The organism is Microcoleus sp. K5-D4 (genome assembly GCF_036704575.1).
Classification (GTDB): Bacteria; Cyanobacteriota; Cyanobacteriia; order Cyanobacteriales; family Microcoleaceae; genus Microcoleus.
This window is the reverse complement of sequence record NZ_JAUBSD010000007.1, coordinates 1-15208: the sequence shown is the minus strand read 5'-3', so window position 1 is coordinate 15208 and position 15208 is coordinate 1. Positions and strand designations below refer to the sequence as shown.

General features: G+C 45.4%; 18 protein-coding genes and 1 pseudogene. 7 read left to right on the top strand and 12 right to left on the bottom strand.

All coding sequences use genetic code 11. From position 1 onward, the window contains the following. Window positions 1–90: 90 nt before the first annotated feature. The 4 genes from QUA77_RS03945 to QUA77_RS03930 all read left to right on the top strand — a co-directional run bounded on the left by QUA77_RS03945 (window position 91) and on the right by QUA77_RS03930 (window position 2738). Complete coding sequence (locus QUA77_RS03945; protein ID WP_333035729.1) at window positions 91–684, top strand: pentapeptide repeat-containing protein; 594 nt, start codon at window positions 91–93, stop codon at window positions 682–684. A gap of 127 nt (window positions 685–811) precedes the next feature. After that, on the top strand, window positions 812–1567 hold the full coding sequence (locus QUA77_RS03940) for a DUF2993 domain-containing protein (protein WP_333035730.1): 756 nt from the start codon (window positions 812–814) through the stop codon (window positions 1565–1567). A 235-nt stretch (window positions 1568–1802) separates the two neighbouring features. Then, window positions 1803–2093: a DUF1816 domain-containing protein gene (locus QUA77_RS03935; protein ID WP_333035732.1), complete on the top strand. Its 291-nt coding sequence runs from the start codon at window positions 1803–1805 to the stop codon at window positions 2091–2093. 369 nt (window positions 2094–2462) lie between these two features. Beyond that, entirely contained in the window at window positions 2463–2738 is a 276-nt protein-coding gene (locus QUA77_RS03930) for a DUF1816 domain-containing protein (protein ID WP_333035734.1), read from the top strand. Between the two features lie 162 nt (window positions 2739–2900). Here QUA77_RS03930 and QUA77_RS03925 read toward each other — a convergent pair whose 3' ends face one another. From QUA77_RS03925 to QUA77_RS03915, 3 genes are all read right to left on the bottom strand, one after another. Continuing rightward, window positions 2901–3911, bottom strand: a complete 1011-nt coding sequence (locus tag QUA77_RS03925; protein ID WP_333035736.1) for a J domain-containing protein — start codon at window positions 3909–3911, stop codon at window positions 2901–2903. 86 nt (window positions 3912–3997) lie between these two features. Next, a complete protein-coding gene (locus QUA77_RS03920) occupies window positions 3998–4225 on the bottom strand; it encodes a hypothetical protein (protein ID WP_333449314.1) in 228 nt (75 codons plus the stop codon). 982 nt (window positions 4226–5207) lie between these two features. Then, on the bottom strand, window positions 5208–6497 hold the full coding sequence (locus tag QUA77_RS03915; RefSeq protein WP_333035737.1) for a glucose-1-phosphate adenylyltransferase: 1290 nt from the start codon (window positions 6495–6497) through the stop codon (window positions 5208–5210). Window positions 6498–7264: 767 nt separating this feature from the next. Between QUA77_RS03915 and QUA77_RS03910 the strand changes: the two genes are divergently transcribed. Then, window positions 7265–8731 carry a glycoside hydrolase family 13 protein gene (locus QUA77_RS03910; protein ID WP_333035738.1) on the top strand — a complete coding sequence of 489 codons (1467 nt, stop codon included), beginning with the start codon at window positions 7265–7267 and terminating at the stop codon, window positions 8729–8731. A gap of 189 nt (window positions 8732–8920) precedes the next feature. Here QUA77_RS03910 and QUA77_RS03905 read toward each other — a convergent pair whose 3' ends face one another. Next, window positions 8921–9334 (bottom strand): fasciclin domain-containing protein, encoded by a 414-nt coding sequence (locus tag QUA77_RS03905; RefSeq protein WP_333182001.1) that lies wholly within the window; start codon window positions 9332–9334, stop codon window positions 8921–8923. Between the two features lie 163 nt (window positions 9335–9497). Further along, window positions 9498–9923 (bottom strand): DUF2358 domain-containing protein, encoded by a 426-nt coding sequence (locus QUA77_RS03900; RefSeq protein WP_333035761.1) that lies wholly within the window; start codon window positions 9921–9923, stop codon window positions 9498–9500. A gap of 58 nt (window positions 9924–9981) precedes the next feature. Here QUA77_RS03900 and QUA77_RS03895 point away from each other — a divergent pair, with 58 nt between their 5' ends. Continuing rightward, entirely contained in the window at window positions 9982–10560 is a 579-nt protein-coding gene (locus QUA77_RS03895) for a hypothetical protein (RefSeq protein WP_333035741.1), read from the top strand. Window positions 10561–10594: 34 nt separating this feature from the next. Here the strand turns inward: QUA77_RS03895 and QUA77_RS03890 are convergent, their stop codons facing one another. Together QUA77_RS03890 and QUA77_RS03885 are read right to left on the bottom strand one after the other, a co-directional pair. Further along, on the bottom strand, window positions 10595–10990 hold the full coding sequence (locus QUA77_RS03890; RefSeq protein ID WP_333035742.1) for a VOC family protein: 396 nt from the start codon (window positions 10988–10990) through the stop codon (window positions 10595–10597). Between the two features lie 53 nt (window positions 10991–11043). Further along, entirely contained in the window at window positions 11044–12231 is a 1188-nt protein-coding gene (locus QUA77_RS03885) for a histidinol-phosphate transaminase (RefSeq protein WP_333035744.1), read from the bottom strand. Between the two features lie 182 nt (window positions 12232–12413). Between QUA77_RS03885 and QUA77_RS03880 the strand changes: the two genes are divergently transcribed. Further along, the gene (locus QUA77_RS03880) at window positions 12414–12698 is read left to right on the top strand and encodes a WGxxGxxG family protein (protein ID WP_333119608.1); all 285 of its coding nucleotides are present in this window, start codon (window positions 12414–12416) and stop codon (window positions 12696–12698) included. Between the two features lie 154 nt (window positions 12699–12852). Here QUA77_RS03880 and QUA77_RS03875 read toward each other — a convergent pair whose 3' ends face one another. From QUA77_RS03875 to QUA77_RS03855, 5 genes and pseudogenes are all read right to left on the bottom strand, one after another. Continuing rightward, entirely contained in the window at window positions 12853–13560 is a 708-nt protein-coding gene (locus QUA77_RS03875) for an ROK family protein (protein ID WP_333449313.1), read from the bottom strand. A 32-nt stretch (window positions 13561–13592) separates the two neighbouring features. Beyond that, entirely contained in the window at window positions 13593–13742 is a 150-nt protein-coding gene (locus QUA77_RS03870; RefSeq protein ID WP_333449312.1) for a hypothetical protein, read from the bottom strand. A 100-nt stretch (window positions 13743–13842) separates the two neighbouring features. Beyond that, window positions 13843–13941 (bottom strand): annotated as a pseudogene (locus tag QUA77_RS03865) (HNH endonuclease); the annotation flags it as partial. A 267-nt stretch (window positions 13942–14208) separates the two neighbouring features. Beyond that, a complete protein-coding gene (locus QUA77_RS03860; protein WP_333449361.1) occupies window positions 14209–14361 on the bottom strand; it encodes a group II intron maturase-specific domain-containing protein in 153 nt (50 codons plus the stop codon). A 264-nt stretch (window positions 14362–14625) separates the two neighbouring features. Continuing rightward, a complete protein-coding gene (locus tag QUA77_RS03855) occupies window positions 14626–14937 on the bottom strand; it encodes a reverse transcriptase domain-containing protein (RefSeq protein ID WP_333449360.1) in 312 nt (103 codons plus the stop codon). Between the last annotated feature and the right edge of the window lie 271 nt (window positions 14938–15208).

Sequence of the window (15208 nt, the reverse complement as noted above, 5' to 3'; positions counted from 1 at the left end):
TGTTGACTGTTGACTGTTGACTGTTGACTGTTGACTGTTGACTGTTGACTGTTAACCAACAACTGACAACCAACAACTGACAACTGACTAATGACTAATGACCTCGAAGCCATACGCAAAGGCAAAATTTTGATGTTGGTCGGCACTGATTTAGCCGGCAAAGACTTAGCGGGAGCGGATCTCGCGGGTGCTAACTTGTCTCAAGCCAACTTGAGTGGAGCTAATCTCGCCGGCGCTAACTTGCAGCGGGCAGTATTGCGAGCCAACCTCCGCGGCGCTGACTTGAGCGGCGCTGACTTGCGAGGCGCAGATTTTCGCAATGCCGATTTGCGGGGCGCTTCCTTCGCTAACGCTTTAGTCCGCGACGCAAGTTTTGGGGGTGCTTTTTTGACGGCGGCATCCATCGGCAATTTGGATTTGAGCGGTGTCGATTTTCGCGGCGCAGATTTGCGGGGCGCTGCTTTGGCTAGGGCAATTTTGCTTGGTGCCGATTTGAGCCATGCCAATTTGTCCGGCGCTGATTTGTCAGGAGCTGACTTGGAAGAAGCGATCCTGAATGGAGCCGTACTGCGGGGCGCTAACCTGACGGGAGCTAATTTGCTTTGCGCCATGATGGAAAAAACCCTTTGGGATGGAGCTTTGCTCGATCGCGCCTGTCTCCAAGGCACCCCCCTGAGCGTTTAAATTTCAACAATGTTGTTTTGAAGACAGACAAAAAACAAGATCTGCTTATGAGGTGAATAAGCACAAGCGATTTTTACATTTCTTAATATGAGGTTATAATGGCGACTGTAGATGAGCAAACGAATAAATGGTAGCAGCTTTGTTTAGCGGTACATCCTTTCAAGGTCAAAGTGGCGATCGCCTTGTTAGTAAAGTAGCAGGAGCTGCGATCGCAGCCTTATTCAAGCGTTCTGAAAAGGCCGAGGCCAACATCCGAGTCGAACCAGTAGCCAAACTCTTGCAGGGAAGCATCGACGGTTTCGACTTCGTTGGCAAAGGTATGTTGATGTACAACGGCCTTCGCATAGAAGTGATGGAACTCTACCTGCAAGCACTCTCCATTGATTTTGGAGCGATTTTTGCAGGTCAAGTGAAATTGCGGCAGCCTACCCAGGCAAATATGCGAGTAGTCTTAAGTCGATCGGATTTAACCACCTCATTCAATACACCTTTTGTAGTTGAAAAACTCCAGAAGCTGAAGTACCAAGAGCAATCTCTGCACTTTCAAAACACTGAAGTCAGCTTCGGAACTGACAAATCAATTCGGCTTCAGTCCGAAATTACCGTAGGCGATGCCAGCGAACCGGTCAAAATAGATATTACTGCTCAATTGCAAGTAGAAGACAGACGCAAAATCCAATTTGTCAGCGTTACTTACGGCGGTGACGAGCAAGCAGTAGACTTGGGCCAAGCTATAATTGCCCACGTAAATAACTTGCTAGACTTAGACAAATTTGCCTTAGAAGGCACTCAACTGCGAGTAGACCGCTGCCGAGTTCAGAACGACGAGCTGGTTTTCTACGGTTGGGCTGGTATCGAACAGTTCCCCAAAGGCAAGCGCTAAACCTCAGCAGGCTGAGGTTTGCCCAGCCATCTAGTTCGGAAAAAGAGCATTTTTCAGTTAGCAAACAACCCGCACCGGCGGGTTTTGCTTTAGGTTTTAGATGGGAAGAAAAATCTAATATCTAAAATCTCGCATCTAAAGTCGATCGAGGCAAAATCAGCACTGAGGTTGATTCGATCGGACAAATTATTTTGATAGATTTAAATAATAAATTAAACCTCCCTCAAGAATAAAGATGCTCGGATTTTATTTATTTTGTATCTACGTCGCAGTCTTGTCCGTGTTTGCCGGGCCAAGCCACCGCCGGTCTGAGAAATGGTGGGTAGAAATTGTCACCGATTTGCCCCACTGTACCTACTATTTTGGCCCCTTCGACACCGACAAAGAAGCCTCAAGCAATACTCCAGGCTACATCGAAGACTTGGAAAGCGAGGGAGCTAAAAGGGTTAGTATCCGCATCAAACGCTGTCAGCCTTCGGAACTCACGATTTGCGATAGTGAATTTTCAGAGGGTATCGCGGCTTAAGAATTTTGATACTCCAGGGGGCAGAAACCGGGTTTTTTGACGAAAATACTCGGTCTATAGCGAGGGGTATGGGTTAAGCAACGCGGTTTCTGAGCGTCAAGAGTGTGTAAGTTCTGTTTGAATTTTTCATTAACTGAAGCCTCAACAATAATATTAAGCATCGTCTTGTCCTAGTCCTTACCGGGCGGACTTTGTATTTGTAGTGGTGGCTTCAAAGTCGGCATCTTCTCCACCAAAATGCAGAGTTTAGCCAGCATTAACTGCCCAAAATTATCGGGATCAAATCAGCACTGAGGACGAGCCGATCGCTCCCGTTGCCTTGATAAATTGAGAATAGTAAAAACTACTTAAGTATTCCCCGAGGTAAATATGTTTGAAATCTCTATGTTGGGTATGTTTTTCACGGCTTTTTGGGTGCTAGCTCAACCTGCTAGCAGCACTCGACGCGACGAATGGTGGGTAGAAGTGGATACAGATTCGCCCAAGGGTACCTATTACTTTGGGCCCTATGACAGCAGACAGGAAGCTTCTGACAGATCGACCGGCTACATCCGAGATCTGGAGAACAAAGGAGCTAAAAAAATTACCATCAACCTCAAACAAGGTAGTCAACCTACTCAGCTAAGAGCTAGCGAAGAGTCTTGAGAAGGTTGGAAAGTGCAAATTACGGGCGAAGAAAAGTTGAGTTATTAACAGGGTATTTTTCAAATGAGAGCGCGCTTGCATACAGTAGGGACACAACAATGCTGTGTCCCGAGGAAATAGTGAAGAAAGAATCTTATTTGCGCCCGAGAAATGCACGCTTTTTCAAAGCACCATCTGATTGAGATTACTGCGAGGATTAAAAGTACGGTTTGCTTGGATTTTCTCGTAGCACTCGCGTTCGACAGTGGTGAGTTCTTTCGGTGGCACGATCGCAATTTTTACTAACAAATCAGTCCGCTCGTCTTTCTTGGGTTTCGGCCATCCTTTGCCCCGCAACCGCAAAGACTGACCCGAACGAATCCCGGCTGGAAATTTCACAGTGATCATACCTTCAGGCGCCGGCACTTCAATGGAAGCTCCCAACACCGCTTCATCGGGAGTTATAGGCACTTCGCAGACCAAATTTTCTCCCTCAAACTGGAAGAAAGCGTGAGGCAAAACTTCTAATTTTAGGTACAAATCTCCCTGCTGCTTCGTGTAGGGGTCAACTTGACCTTTGCCTTTTATCCGAATTTTACTGCCGGTTTTCACTCCGGCTGGAATTGAAACTTCCCCCGTGGCGACTCGCTTGGAAGTTCCCCGAAATGCTTCCCCCAGAGTCAGGGAAATGGCGACCTCGGTGTCGAGAGAGCTTCCTGCGGTGCGGTTTTCGTACCCCGCGAAATCTTCAAATCCGCCAAAACCTGTGGGCCCGCCGCTGGTGCTGCGGTAGTTGCTGTAATTCCACTTGGCATTGCGGGCACTACCGGGACTACTACCTGCGCGGCCTAGCAAGGCATTGATAAATTCGTCAAAACTGCCGTACTCGCTGAAGTCAACCCCGCCAAAGTCTACATTCGTACTGCCCCCCCCCGGCCATCCGCCTGGAGTGGTGGCAGCTTGCTTCCAGTATTGACCGTATTGGTCGTATTTTTTGCGTTTTTCAGGGTCTGAGAGCACTTCGTAAGCTTCGTTTACTTCTTTAAAACGAGCTTCGGCTTCTTTGTTGCCGGGGTTCATGTCCGGGTGATATTTGCGGGCTAGTTTGCGGAAAGTTTTTTTAATTTCGTCAGAACTGGCAGTTTTGTTGAGTCCCAAAATAGCGTAATAGTCTTTAAAATCTGTTGCAGCCATTAAGCAATCCCCTCTTTATTAGTTGTTATTTGTTAGTTGTTAGTTGTTAGAAAGAATAAATCCCAAATTAGCCGCAGGATGGCGCATTAGTATAATGCCAGGAGCCGAAGTGCCTGCGGCATCTCATTCAAATTATAGGTTATCAAAGGTTTGGACTCGATCGAGTTCGGTTGTTGCTTGGCGTTCGATCGCAATTTCCGCACTCCGCTGCTGTTTAAGATTTTATAGCATTCGGATCTCTCGTGCTGAAGGGAGCCAGAGCAGCCGCCTCTAGAAATGCTTTTGGGATTCGACAGCAAAAACAATGCTTTCATCAATTAAGAACGTCCTTACCCTAGATGCCCTTGCTATACCTGTGAGCTGTGAGACGGGGAAACTCCTGCGACGAAAACTTTGTGGGGAGTTATGAGGCTTAGGGCTGTCGAGAGGCAGCAGCCCGGTTGAGATGAGGCGGGGAAAGCTGCTGCTGTTGCGGGCGGGAGACCAGGAGGGTTGACTGGCGCGGACGATCGATCTTTTTGGTCTTTTTTTCCGGGGCGCGGTGCGATCTAACTTCTCGATCTGAGCTTTATCACCCCATCCAAATCTTAGCAGGTTTTCATCAGCAAGTTCGATCCAATCTGATGTCTAAATTGTGACTATATAATACCCTAAATTGCGCCGTTATCCCACAAAATTTCTAGATATTTTTTATTAACCCCAGACCCGTCCTATAAAATTTTATTTTTACAACCTTTGAAGAGATTTAAATCCCAGTAATATAACAGAATTTCTCCGCTGTCTGTTAGCTACATCACACACTTGTATAAAACATTAAGATAGGATAGTAGAGCGATAAGCTTTTAACGCTACTAGGGTGCTAACATTATGAATTATTTGCTAAGTTGGCCTTGTGGCTGCTGCGACGATTGGAAAGATAGTTCCGAGAGTTCTGTTTTACTCAGAAACGGGCAGCGCATTTGCCAGTCGTGCTACCAGCGCAAATACAAGAATCAGAAGCTATTCGCCAGACGCAGGCGAGCGGACATATCTGTATCACGGCAGACAGTAACAGAGAAGGTCGCTTATTAATAATGCGCGAGCCTTTGAATAAAGCCAAGTATTTCGACAACCTCGCATCAGCGGTGGAAATTAATAATCAACAAAAAAAGAATGAATTTTGTCATCAGTCATCAGTCATCGGTCATTGGTGATCTGTCACTAATTTCATTATTTATAATCAGTCACTTGAAAAGCAGGTAACAGATTTTAACTTAAAAAACTAATGACTGACGACTAATGACTAATGACTAATAACTAAATGATAGTTCCATCAGGAATCGTGGCATTTTTCAGGACTACGATAATGCCGCTGCGGATGTAAAAACCTTGGTTTTCGCGGTTTGCTTCTTCCACTCGGTCTTTATTAATTATTTGAACATTGCGGCCAATGCGGGCATTTTTATCCACAATCGCGCGGCGAATTGTAGTATCTGCACCGATACCGAGGGCGACGCCGCCGCTGTCCAAACTCGAATGCCGTTCGGCGTCGGGTTCGTAGAAGTCAGCACCCAGGACCAGGGTGTCTTGAATCGTACATCCAGCTTCAATGCGCGATCGAACTCCCAACACAGAATGGTCGATCCGGCACTCTTTGAGAATGCAGCCTTCAGCAATAATCGATTCAGTCACGTGAGTATTTAAAAGCTTAGTCGGCGGCAAGAAACGCGGGCGAGTATAAATCGGCGCCTTTTCATCGTAGAAACTGAAAGGCGGCTTAGGCTGTTTTGTCAGAGCCAAGTTAGCCTCGTAAAAAGCCTCAATGGTTCCGATATCTTCCCAGTAATCGTCAAACAAATAAGCTTGAACGTTGTGGTCTTTTGCAGAATTCGGAATTATCTCTTTACCAAAATCAGTTTGATTTGGAGATTCTTTCAGGAGTTTAATCAGAACTTCTCTTTTGAAGACGTAAATCCCCATCGAAGCAATGTAAGGACTTTCCTGAGCCTGCTGCGCTGTTAGTCCCAGTGTAGTAGTATCCACCTGCATTTGTTTGAGCGCATCGCCTTTTGGCTTTTCGCTGAAAGAAACAATGCGGCCGGTGTCGTCGATTTTCATCAAACCAAAATCCGAGGCCCGCTTCTCGTCCATTGGCAAAACCGAGAGGGTGATATCCGCGTTGGTTTCGCGGTGTCTCTGCACAAACTTCTGGTAGTCCATGCGATAGAGGTGATCGCCCGAAAGAATCAAGTATTCATCAACGTCCCACTGTTCTAGCAGCGAGAGATATTGGCGAACTGCGTCGGCTGTCCCTTGAAACCAGTTGGGGTTTTCCTGAGTTTGCTGGGCGGCGAGTACCTCAACAAATCCCTCGGTGAAGCCGGAAAACTGGTAGGTGCGAGAGATGTGACGGTTGAGGGATGCCGAGTTGAATTGGGTGAGGACGTAGATTTTGACTATTTCCGAGTTTATGCAGTTGCTGACAGGAATATCGATGAGGCGATATTTGCCTGCGAGGGGAACTGCGGGTTTGGCTCGCAGTTTGGTTAGGGGGTAAAGGCGGGTGCCTACACCGCCACCGAGGATGATGGCTAAGACTTTTTTCAAGGAACTTTCTCCCTAGGGTCGATTAACTCTCCAAGTACAGTGTCGGATGGTGAGGGCTTCTTGACAAGGGGGGGGAGCAAGGAAGTTTTGAGTTTTGAGTTATCAGTTGAGTCGCCTACACAGAAACCGGGTTGTTTAATCCAAATACTTCTTCAAATCCTCAATAACAGTTAAAAAACCCGGTTTAGAAGAGTTGGAGTGCGTCCGGGACTGGAGTTAGGAGTTTTGAGTTGTGAGTTAAAATACCCATCTATCCAGAATGGATATTTAAAAAAGTTTTGAGTTGTGACTTAAAATACCCTTCAATAAATAAACGCAGTTTAAGGAAAGAATAAGGTTCGGGGTTTGGGCTGTTAATAATAAGTCTTTTGGGTAAATTCCCCGTTTTCACAATTTATCAATCGAGGTTCATGGCGCTGTTGTTCTTTTTCAAGGCAGGTCGATCGCGCCACCACGGGCGCTGACGCTCTGTATGGGCCCTTCTTCGCGCTCTGGTTCTGCTTGAGTTTGAGCCGGTTTTTTTTGCGGGCGTTTTTGTTATTTGAGTTTGTCCGACTCCACAGCACTCAGGAAGCGCCCCCCGTCGGGACGATAAATTTCTTCTAGGTAGAGTCAGTTTTCTATTTTAAGATTGACCGCAAATTTGTGTAATATTTTACAATTTGTCGATCGACCAAATGGGATAAAATGTCTATTCTCTACCAAAAGCTAGATCCGCAACAAACATCTGCTACTGTAGCCTAACCCCTAAAAGCTAAAAAAAGTGTATGCAAATTCAAACGCCAGACTGGGTTAAACACGCGGTATTCTACCAAATATTCCCCGATCGCTTCGCCAAAAGCAAACAGCCTCGCAAACGCCTGCTGCAAAACTTCATGTGGGAAGAATGGCACGAAATCCCCACCCTGCAAGGCTACAAAGGCGGCGACTTGTGGGGCGTGATGGAACAGCTAGACTACTTGCAAGACTTAGGCATTAACGCAATTTATTTCACCCCCATATTTCAGTCGGCCAGCAATCACCGCTACCACACCCACGACTACTATCAAGTCGATCCGATGTTGGGTGGCAATCCGGCTTTTAAAGAGCTTCTAGACGCCGCTCACGATCGCAACATCAAAATCGTCCTCGACGGCGTATTCAACCACGCCAGCCGCGGCTTTTTCTTTTTTCACGACATCCTCGAAAACGGCCCCCATTCTCCTTGGGTAGATTGGTTTAAAATTGAAGGCTGGCCCCTATCTGCCTACGACGGCAATTTTCCTGCTAATTATGCCGGTTGGGATGGAAATCGAGCACTTCCTGAATTCAATCACGATAATCCAGAAGTGCGAGAATACATCATGGAAATCGCCGAATATTGGATAAAATTCGGCATTGATGGCTGGCGGCTGGACGTTCCTTTTGAAATTAAAACCCCTGGATTTTGGCAAGAATTTAGAGACCGAGTTAAAGCCATTAATCCCGAAGCTTATATTGTTGGCGAAGTTTGGGAAGATGCGAGAGAATGGCTCGACGGCAGTCAATTTGACGGAGTAATGAATTATCTTTTTGCTGCGCCGACTATTGCTTTTACAGCCGGCGATAGAGTTGATTTAGCTCAAATTGAAGGTCGTTCTTACCATCCCTATCCGCCGCTTTTTGCTAAAGAGTACGGCGACAAAATTCAGCACGTTTTGGAACTCTACCCGTGGCCGATACAGCTAACTCAACTTAATTTGTTGGCTAGTCACGATACAGCTAGGTTGCTGTCAATTGCTGGGGGCGATAAAGCTAGCGTCGAACTCGCTACTTTGCTGCTGTTAACTTTTCCGGGAGCTCCTAGCATTTACTACGGCGATGAAGTTGGTTTACCCGGTGCTCTAGACCCCGATTCTCGCCGCGGTTTTCCCTTACAATCTCGCTGGGAACTTGATGTTTTAGATTATCATAAGCAGTTGATAGCTTTGCGGCACAAATACGCGGCCCTCCGCACTGGATCGTACCAAGTTCTGTTTGCTGAAGGAACGGTTTACGTTTTTGCCAGAATTTTGGGGGATGAGGAAATAGTTGTTGCGATCAATGTCGCGACCGAAGAAGCTAATATTAGCTTTGAGGCAGCTAATTTGAAATCTCCTCACGAGAAATTGCTGTTTGGGAAAGGCGAGTTTGTATGGAAAGGTGACGGGGAAAATCGGCTTTTAGAATTGATGCTGCCGGCGCGCTCAGGATTGATTTTAGGTTCGGATAATTAGTTCAGCAATTACGCAAGTGTCACGATCAAATCGACTTGTAGGGTGCGTCCGACCGAGTTATGGACGGATGAGCTATGGTTTGGGTTATGACGCACCTTACTAATTGTAACACTTGCGTAAGTTCTATAGTTTAAAATGTCAGGTGCGCCCATAAGCACCCTACTAAATTTAGAGATGTCACAAGTTTGGTTATGCTGCAAGCAATGTTGGTATTAGCACCGCATCAATGATATGAATGACGCCATTGTCGGCAAGAATATCTGAAGTGAGAACTTTAGCATCATTCACTTTAATGCCGTCAGAAGTATCAATTCCCACTACAGAACCTTCCACTGTTTCAGCAGAACTTAACTCAAGCAAATTCTCACTTAGTACCTCGCCAAACAGAATGTGATAAGTCAGAATTTTCTTGAGCTTGGGTATATCTTCCAGCCAAGAGGTAATAGTGTTCGTACGAATTTTGGCAAATGCCTCATCAGTTGGTGCTAAGACGGTATAAGGTCCCGGACTTTGCAATAAATCTAACAAACCAGCCGCTTCAATAACAGTCACGAGGGTTTTGAAAGAGCTGGCATTGGTGGCAGTCTGGACAATATCAGCCATGATGTTTTTCAGGAGTGCAAATAGCAGAAAATGAATCAGAGGCGACAATCATTTTAGCAATTTACAAATAGCAGAAAATGAATCGGAGGGATGATGATTATTTTAGCCATTATAAGTTAATTGGGTGGCTGGCCCTGAGCTCGGCACGATCGACCTTTTTGGCTTATACTTGGGTCGCCTCATCCCCCTTGCGGAAAAACTGCTTTAAAATCTCTCCGGGCTCTCTGTCCCAGGTGTCGATATGTTCGTAAATTAAGCCATCTTTATCCAGTTTATAAGTAGAGTAGCCGTTAAAAAAAATCCGAGCTTTCCAGGGAACCCGCAGTTTCCCGCGAACAGTCCAATTTGCCACAATAGTATCATGGGCTGTCTGACCTACGTCGTGCAGGTCGAAGTAAATCTCGTTAAAGAATAGCTGCCCGTGAAATCGAAGAGTCCAAAAGATAATGCGATAGTTAATTTTTCCTTTAAATTTGTTAACCGGGTCTTGAAAATAAACATCTTTTGTGTAGATGTCGTAGGAGATGTCTTTTTCAAAAAGCGTCGGGAGATCCGCTTTCAGGGTGTCTACTGCTTGTTCTACTTGCATTTGATATTCGATCGCGCTCAAACTACCACCTTGTGACAGTATTAATTTATGACTTTAAATGAATAATCTCGATCGGCAGCGGGATGAGAAAAAAATTGATACTTCATCCAGCTCTAATATTACCTCTAATTATATTGTCCGCGCCGGCCTTTCTGCTGGCCCGGACTTGCGACATCGAAACCTTGGCACAGATTTGACAGAATACCCCCACTCCTCTGACATTCTCGCAGAAATCAACAGCGGTAAGCTGTTGATGGTAGATAGCCGTCGCCGGAACGGCCTAATTTTGATTAAACGCTTCCACGCGGAGTTTGCCGGACCTGGGGCTGCCGTTGGGGGCGTTTTTGATGTTGACTCTCAGCAGGCGATTCCCGTGGGCGATTTTTGTTTGGTTTGCCCTCAATCTCCCGAAGAAATACAGAAAGCTTTTGGAATTCGGCGGCAGTGGGTGCGGTTAATGGAACAGTTAACGGCAAAGCCTACAGCTTTGGAACGCGCACAAATGGTTTTAACTCAGTTTGAACAATATTTGGATTCGGAAATAGTGGCACAAATTCCCGATGAAGCTTTGGCACTTTTAGTAGGCGTATTTCCCCAAACCATTCGGGCGGCACGGCAAGGAAATGATCAGTTATAAATTGGTGTAGATACCTTAGGCTGCGATCGGGCTGCTACAAGCTCCACTCGGCATTCTGCAAAACGACTCGATAGCCATCTGGGTCTTCAAAGGTCACTCCATCTTTGTCCCAGTAAGGATTGTAGGAGTTTACAGGATCAAATCCCATTGCTTTCATTCGCTCAACAGCCTGCTGCCATTCTTGTTGGTTAGGAAGGTAAAAGACGATAAGATTGTCTTGAGTTGGAGCGCCACCTACAATATGTCCCCGTTGATGGATGAATTCAAAGTGGTGGCTTTCTCCTGGCATCCCAACCATTACTCCGTCAAAACCTTCATGGTTTTCAAAACGATCGAGGATTTGCAGCCCTAAACCCTCTGTGTAGAAATGAACAACTCGATCGAGGCAATCCGTTGGACGAGCAACCCGTAAAACCTTTCCTTGAAGCATATATACCTTCTCCAAAGTTATTTTTGTGTTAAGCAGAAACTGGAGACAGAATATTATGAGTTGTCAAAAATTTCTCCTATTCGATCGACTGTTCGCTGATTTTCCTCCGGGCTACCCACCGTAATTCGCAAACCTCCCCCAGTATGGCGAATTAAAGTACCTCGCTCTTTTAGCTGCTGCATGATTTGTTTGTGTTCAGTTTCTGCTAAATTACGATCGCCAGCTTTCACCCGCAGGTAGACGAAGTTAGCCGCACTCGGCCAAACTTGCAATTTTTGATGCTGAGTTAGCGCTGCAATTAATTGCGATCTCTCTGCTATAATTTCGGGAATTACTGCCAGCAATAACTGCCGCTGCGCTAGGGCAAACTCGGCTGCGGTTTGCGAGAAACTGGGGAGGTTGTAGGGGAGGCGAATTTTTTCTAAGGCGGCTGCCAGTTCGCGATGGGCGATCGCATATCCGACTCTCATTGACGCTAACCGAAATGCTTTGGAAAATGTGCGTAAAATTATCCAATTCGGGTGATTGTGCAATTGGTCTGCTAAAGTATTTTGGCTGAATTCAAAATAGGCTTCGTCAATTACTACTAATATCTCTTCGGGTAAATTTGACAACCATTCTATTTCATCTGGTGTCAAAGCATTGGCTGTGGGAGAATTGGGATGAACGACAAAGACGGCGCGCACTGGGGGATTTTGATTTTGGGCGATCGCCTTTTTAGCCGCCTCGATATCGATTTCAAAATTCTCCTCTTTTCGCGGAACACTCACAACGGGAATACCGAGGGTTTGGGCAATTATTCCATACATCGAAAAGGTAGGATTCGCAACCAAAATAGAGCCGGTACCGCCTAAACAAGTAGCTATTAAGATGGATCTAATTAGTTCGTCGGAACCGTTGCCCACAGAAATATTGTCGGCTGTAATGGCGGTTTTGGGCAGTGTAACCCCCCCTAGCCCCCCCTTGTTAAGGGCGGGGACATTTAGGGATTCATTGACGTATTCGGCGAGATCCTCTTTGAGGGCTGCGTGCCCTCCGTCGGGATAGCGATTTGTCTCAATTAATTGCTGGTAAGTCCAAGCTAGCTTTTTTTTTAATTCCTCTGGCAACTCGTAGGGGCATTCGTTGGTATCAAGGCGATCGATCGCACTTTCGGAATGCGCTGGTTCTCCTGATGTGCCGCCCGGATGGGGAGTGTATGCGGTAAGTTCGGCTAAATCTTTTCGGATAAAGGGAAGCATGGTATAGTTTACGACTTTTTATTTTAGATAATCTGCTTAGAAGCATCTGAACTTAGCATAGAGCGTCTTCTATCTCGAAAGCAAGAGGAGAGGGGGATTTAGTTTCTGTCGCTCGATTGATGCCGGGGGCGCGCCCAATTGATTATTCTTAGAAAGTAACTGCTAATATGTGGAAACCAAGTATGAAAGTCAAGCCGTCAGAGATCTCTAAAAATGCCGCCGCTACCCTCATAGCTTTGAGTTTGGCTATTCTCCCTTCAGCTATGCCTGCCTCAGCTCAAACCGAGTCAGCTCCGACCCAAAACAATACTGATTCTAATGGAGTCGTTCTCGACAGAACTCCCTTTCAAGAAAGCAAAAACGACAACAATCATTGGGGTGCTTTGGGTTTGTTGGGCATACTCGGTTTGGCTAATCTGTTTCGCAAGGATGAACCTAAACGCTACCGCGATCCGATGGGCGAATAATTTTTTAAACGACCATCGCACAAGCCAAAAACCAAATCAACCGTCGTGGATTCAGAAACCGGGTTTTTTACCTAAAGAGTGGATTATTTCCTTTAATCCGAGCAAAAAATCCGGTTTCTTTGATATTGATGGGAATTTTTGCCACCAAGTTTACTCAATCACGCCACAAAGCAATCCCGCCCAATAAACCGCTCACATTTGGTACTATTTTAACCTGTGGCGGTAACTCAAAAGCAATCTTTTTAGTATTGCCACCGCCGATGTAAATGCGATCGCAGTTAAAGAGATTTTGCACAGAGGTGAGCGCTTTTTCTAGACGGCGATTCCATCTTTTGGAACCGACTGTATCTAATCCCGATCGCCCTAATTGCTGTTCGTAAGTTTCCCCTTTGCGAAACGGGTGATGTCCTAATTCTAAATTGGGTACCAAGATACCATCGACAAATAAGGCAGAACCGAAACCTGTACCCAGGGTAATTACTAATTCTACCCCCGTCCCAGCAATTGCTCCCAATCCTTGAATATCCGCATCGTTAGCCACTCGCACAGGTTTTCCCAAGCGATCTTTGAGGGTAGTTTGTAAGTCAAAATCTATCCAAGACGGATCTAAATTCACTGCGGTTTTGATGACGCCTAGACGCACGACGCCTGGGAAGCCGACGGATACTCGGTCAAATTCCCCTTGTCCGCTTGCTAAAGAGGCGATCGCCTCTAGTACGGGTTCCGGTTTCGGCGGTTGAGGCGTTTCTAAACGGCTGCGTTCCGTTTGGGGCTCACCTTCATTGTCCAAAACCATAACTTTGATGCCACTTCCGCCAATGTCAACGGCTAAGGTGCGAGTCGATCTATCTTGTTCAGTCATTTGATTGTTAAGACTTGAAAGTTGGTCAGGTTTTAATTTTTGAATTGGCAAAAATTTTGAATCGCTTCCCACCTTTCCGCTAGGAAAGTTTCCACAGAATGATCATCTTCTAATTCGATTAATTGCACCCAGGGACGGTTAGCGGCAAAATTTATGCTAGCTGTTAGATTCGATAGGGGCATTTCTCCACCTACCTCTACTTCAGAACCCGACGTGAAACTTTCGCCTCATCCGGATCCTTGATATCTTCACCCTTGTTATGGGTACCGTTCAAAACGGGTTTTAATCATGGTTCTTGTGGAAGGAACCGTCTTTTTCCGTTTTTGTGTCGTGACAGTGTTTATGTAGAAGTTGGAGGTTTTTAAATTTATCTTTGCCACCTAGGGAGGTGGGTTAGATATGGTCAACTTCTACAATGTCTGTAGGTGTAAAGTACAAACCACAGTGGCTACATTTACCTTTTTATTTCTTAATGAGTATTCCTACTATTGTTGGTGTGTCATGGTATTCTCCAAGTCGTTTACTTCAGTAAATCTACTGACTATTATAGGGTGTTGAATTGCCTTTTACGTTTACGTGCCTTACGATATTCGTTGTTGCATATTGGACTCACTCAAAACCTATTTCTGTCCTGACACACCAATTTAGTTAGCTTACTGTTCGCCAGTATTTGTCTTTGTTGATGTTACCTTTTTCTCGTCGTTTTGCCCATCCTCTTAGCTTGTGATCAGCAAGATTATCTAATTTTTGGAAGATTTTCTTACTTACTAATGCTGAGTAATAGTCTGACAATCCCCGGATGATTGCATTTTACCTCTTAATTAATACAGATTGAGGGGAGTGTTTATAGCAATCTATTACTTCAGCTCTTTTTACGATATGAGCCTGGATTTTTGGTTGGGACGGGGTGATTATTGTCTTTAAACCTAGTGGCTTTCCATTTGTACTTTTGGCATCTCTATAGTTACCTACGGGATACTGTTGTATATGGAATCCTAAAAACTAAAACCCAACATTTCCATTATATTTGTTGAGAAGGTGGGTTAATTTTGTTGGATTTGGTTTCTACTCTAAGGCAATATCACTCCACCAGTAGGCAATTATCTTCTGACAGGTGAGTATTACGTCAATGTCTTTGTAAATTATCACAAAATCATCGTCGTATCGGGTTAAACTTAGGGAACATTGTTTCTCTTTTTTATTGATTCGTGAGTACCCTTTTGTTAGCGTTTCCGCATATTGCTTAATCCTTTCTTCCATTCCGTGTAGGGCCATGTTAGCCAGCAGCGGGGAAATAACCCCTCCGGGTGGCTTAGCTTCCTTGGTAGAAAAAATTTTACCTTGGTCTAACAGGCCACTTTTAAGCCACGACTTAATTTGTTATCGGAGTCGTGAATAAGTATTTATTTTGTCAAGTAACGCTTTGTGATTAATGGGGTCAAAGCATTTGGCAATATCAGCATATAGCACATATTTGGCTTTATATCTGATACTGTTAAAGATTGATCCTATCGCATCGTGACATGACCTATTAAACTCAACGAGACTGTCACCAGCCCCGTTGGTCTTCAAAACCGTGCATGAGACTTTCACCTCACACGGCTCCTCAATGTTTTGGTGCTTGTCACGCATACCTCATTACCCATTT

Coding starts and splice junctions, on each gene's coding strand:
- QUA77_RS03880 (WP_333119608.1), top strand. CDS start 12,414: ATGAAAGTCAAGCCGTCAGAGATCTCTAAAAATGCCGCCGCTACCCTC.
- QUA77_RS03925 (WP_333035736.1), bottom strand. CDS start 3,911: ATGGCTGCAACAGATTTTAAAGACTATTACGCTATTTTGGGACTCAAC.
- QUA77_RS03920 (WP_333449314.1), bottom strand. CDS start 4,225: ATGAAAGCATTGTTTTTGCTGTCGAATCCCAAAAGCATTTCTAGAGGC.
- QUA77_RS03890 (WP_333035742.1), bottom strand. CDS start 10,990: ATGCTTCAAGGAAAGGTTTTACGGGTTGCTCGTCCAACGGATTGCCTC.
- QUA77_RS03945 (WP_333035729.1), top strand. CDS start 91: ATGACTAATGACCTCGAAGCCATACGCAAAGGCAAAATTTTGATGTTG.
- QUA77_RS03940 (WP_333035730.1), top strand. CDS start 812: ATGGTAGCAGCTTTGTTTAGCGGTACATCCTTTCAAGGTCAAAGTGGC.
- QUA77_RS03875 (WP_333449313.1), bottom strand. CDS start 13,560: ATGACTGAACAAGATAGATCGACTCGCACCTTAGCCGTTGACATTGGC.
- QUA77_RS03910 (WP_333035738.1), top strand. CDS start 7,265: ATGCAAATTCAAACGCCAGACTGGGTTAAACACGCGGTATTCTACCAA.
- QUA77_RS03900 (WP_333035761.1), bottom strand. CDS start 9,923: ATGCAAGTAGAACAAGCAGTAGACACCCTGAAAGCGGATCTCCCGACG.
- QUA77_RS03885 (WP_333035744.1), bottom strand. CDS start 12,231: ATGCTTCCCTTTATCCGAAAAGATTTAGCCGAACTTACCGCATACACT.
- QUA77_RS03930 (WP_333035734.1), top strand. CDS start 2,463: ATGTTTGAAATCTCTATGTTGGGTATGTTTTTCACGGCTTTTTGGGTG.
- QUA77_RS03895 (WP_333035741.1), top strand. CDS start 9,982: ATGAATAATCTCGATCGGCAGCGGGATGAGAAAAAAATTGATACTTCA.
- QUA77_RS03870 (WP_333449312.1), bottom strand. CDS start 13,742: ATGCCCCTATCGAATCTAACAGCTAGCATAAATTTTGCCGCTAACCGT.
- QUA77_RS03935 (WP_333035732.1), top strand. CDS start 1,803: ATGCTCGGATTTTATTTATTTTGTATCTACGTCGCAGTCTTGTCCGTG.
- QUA77_RS03905 (WP_333182001.1), bottom strand. CDS start 9,334: ATGGCTGATATTGTCCAGACTGCCACCAATGCCAGCTCTTTCAAAACC.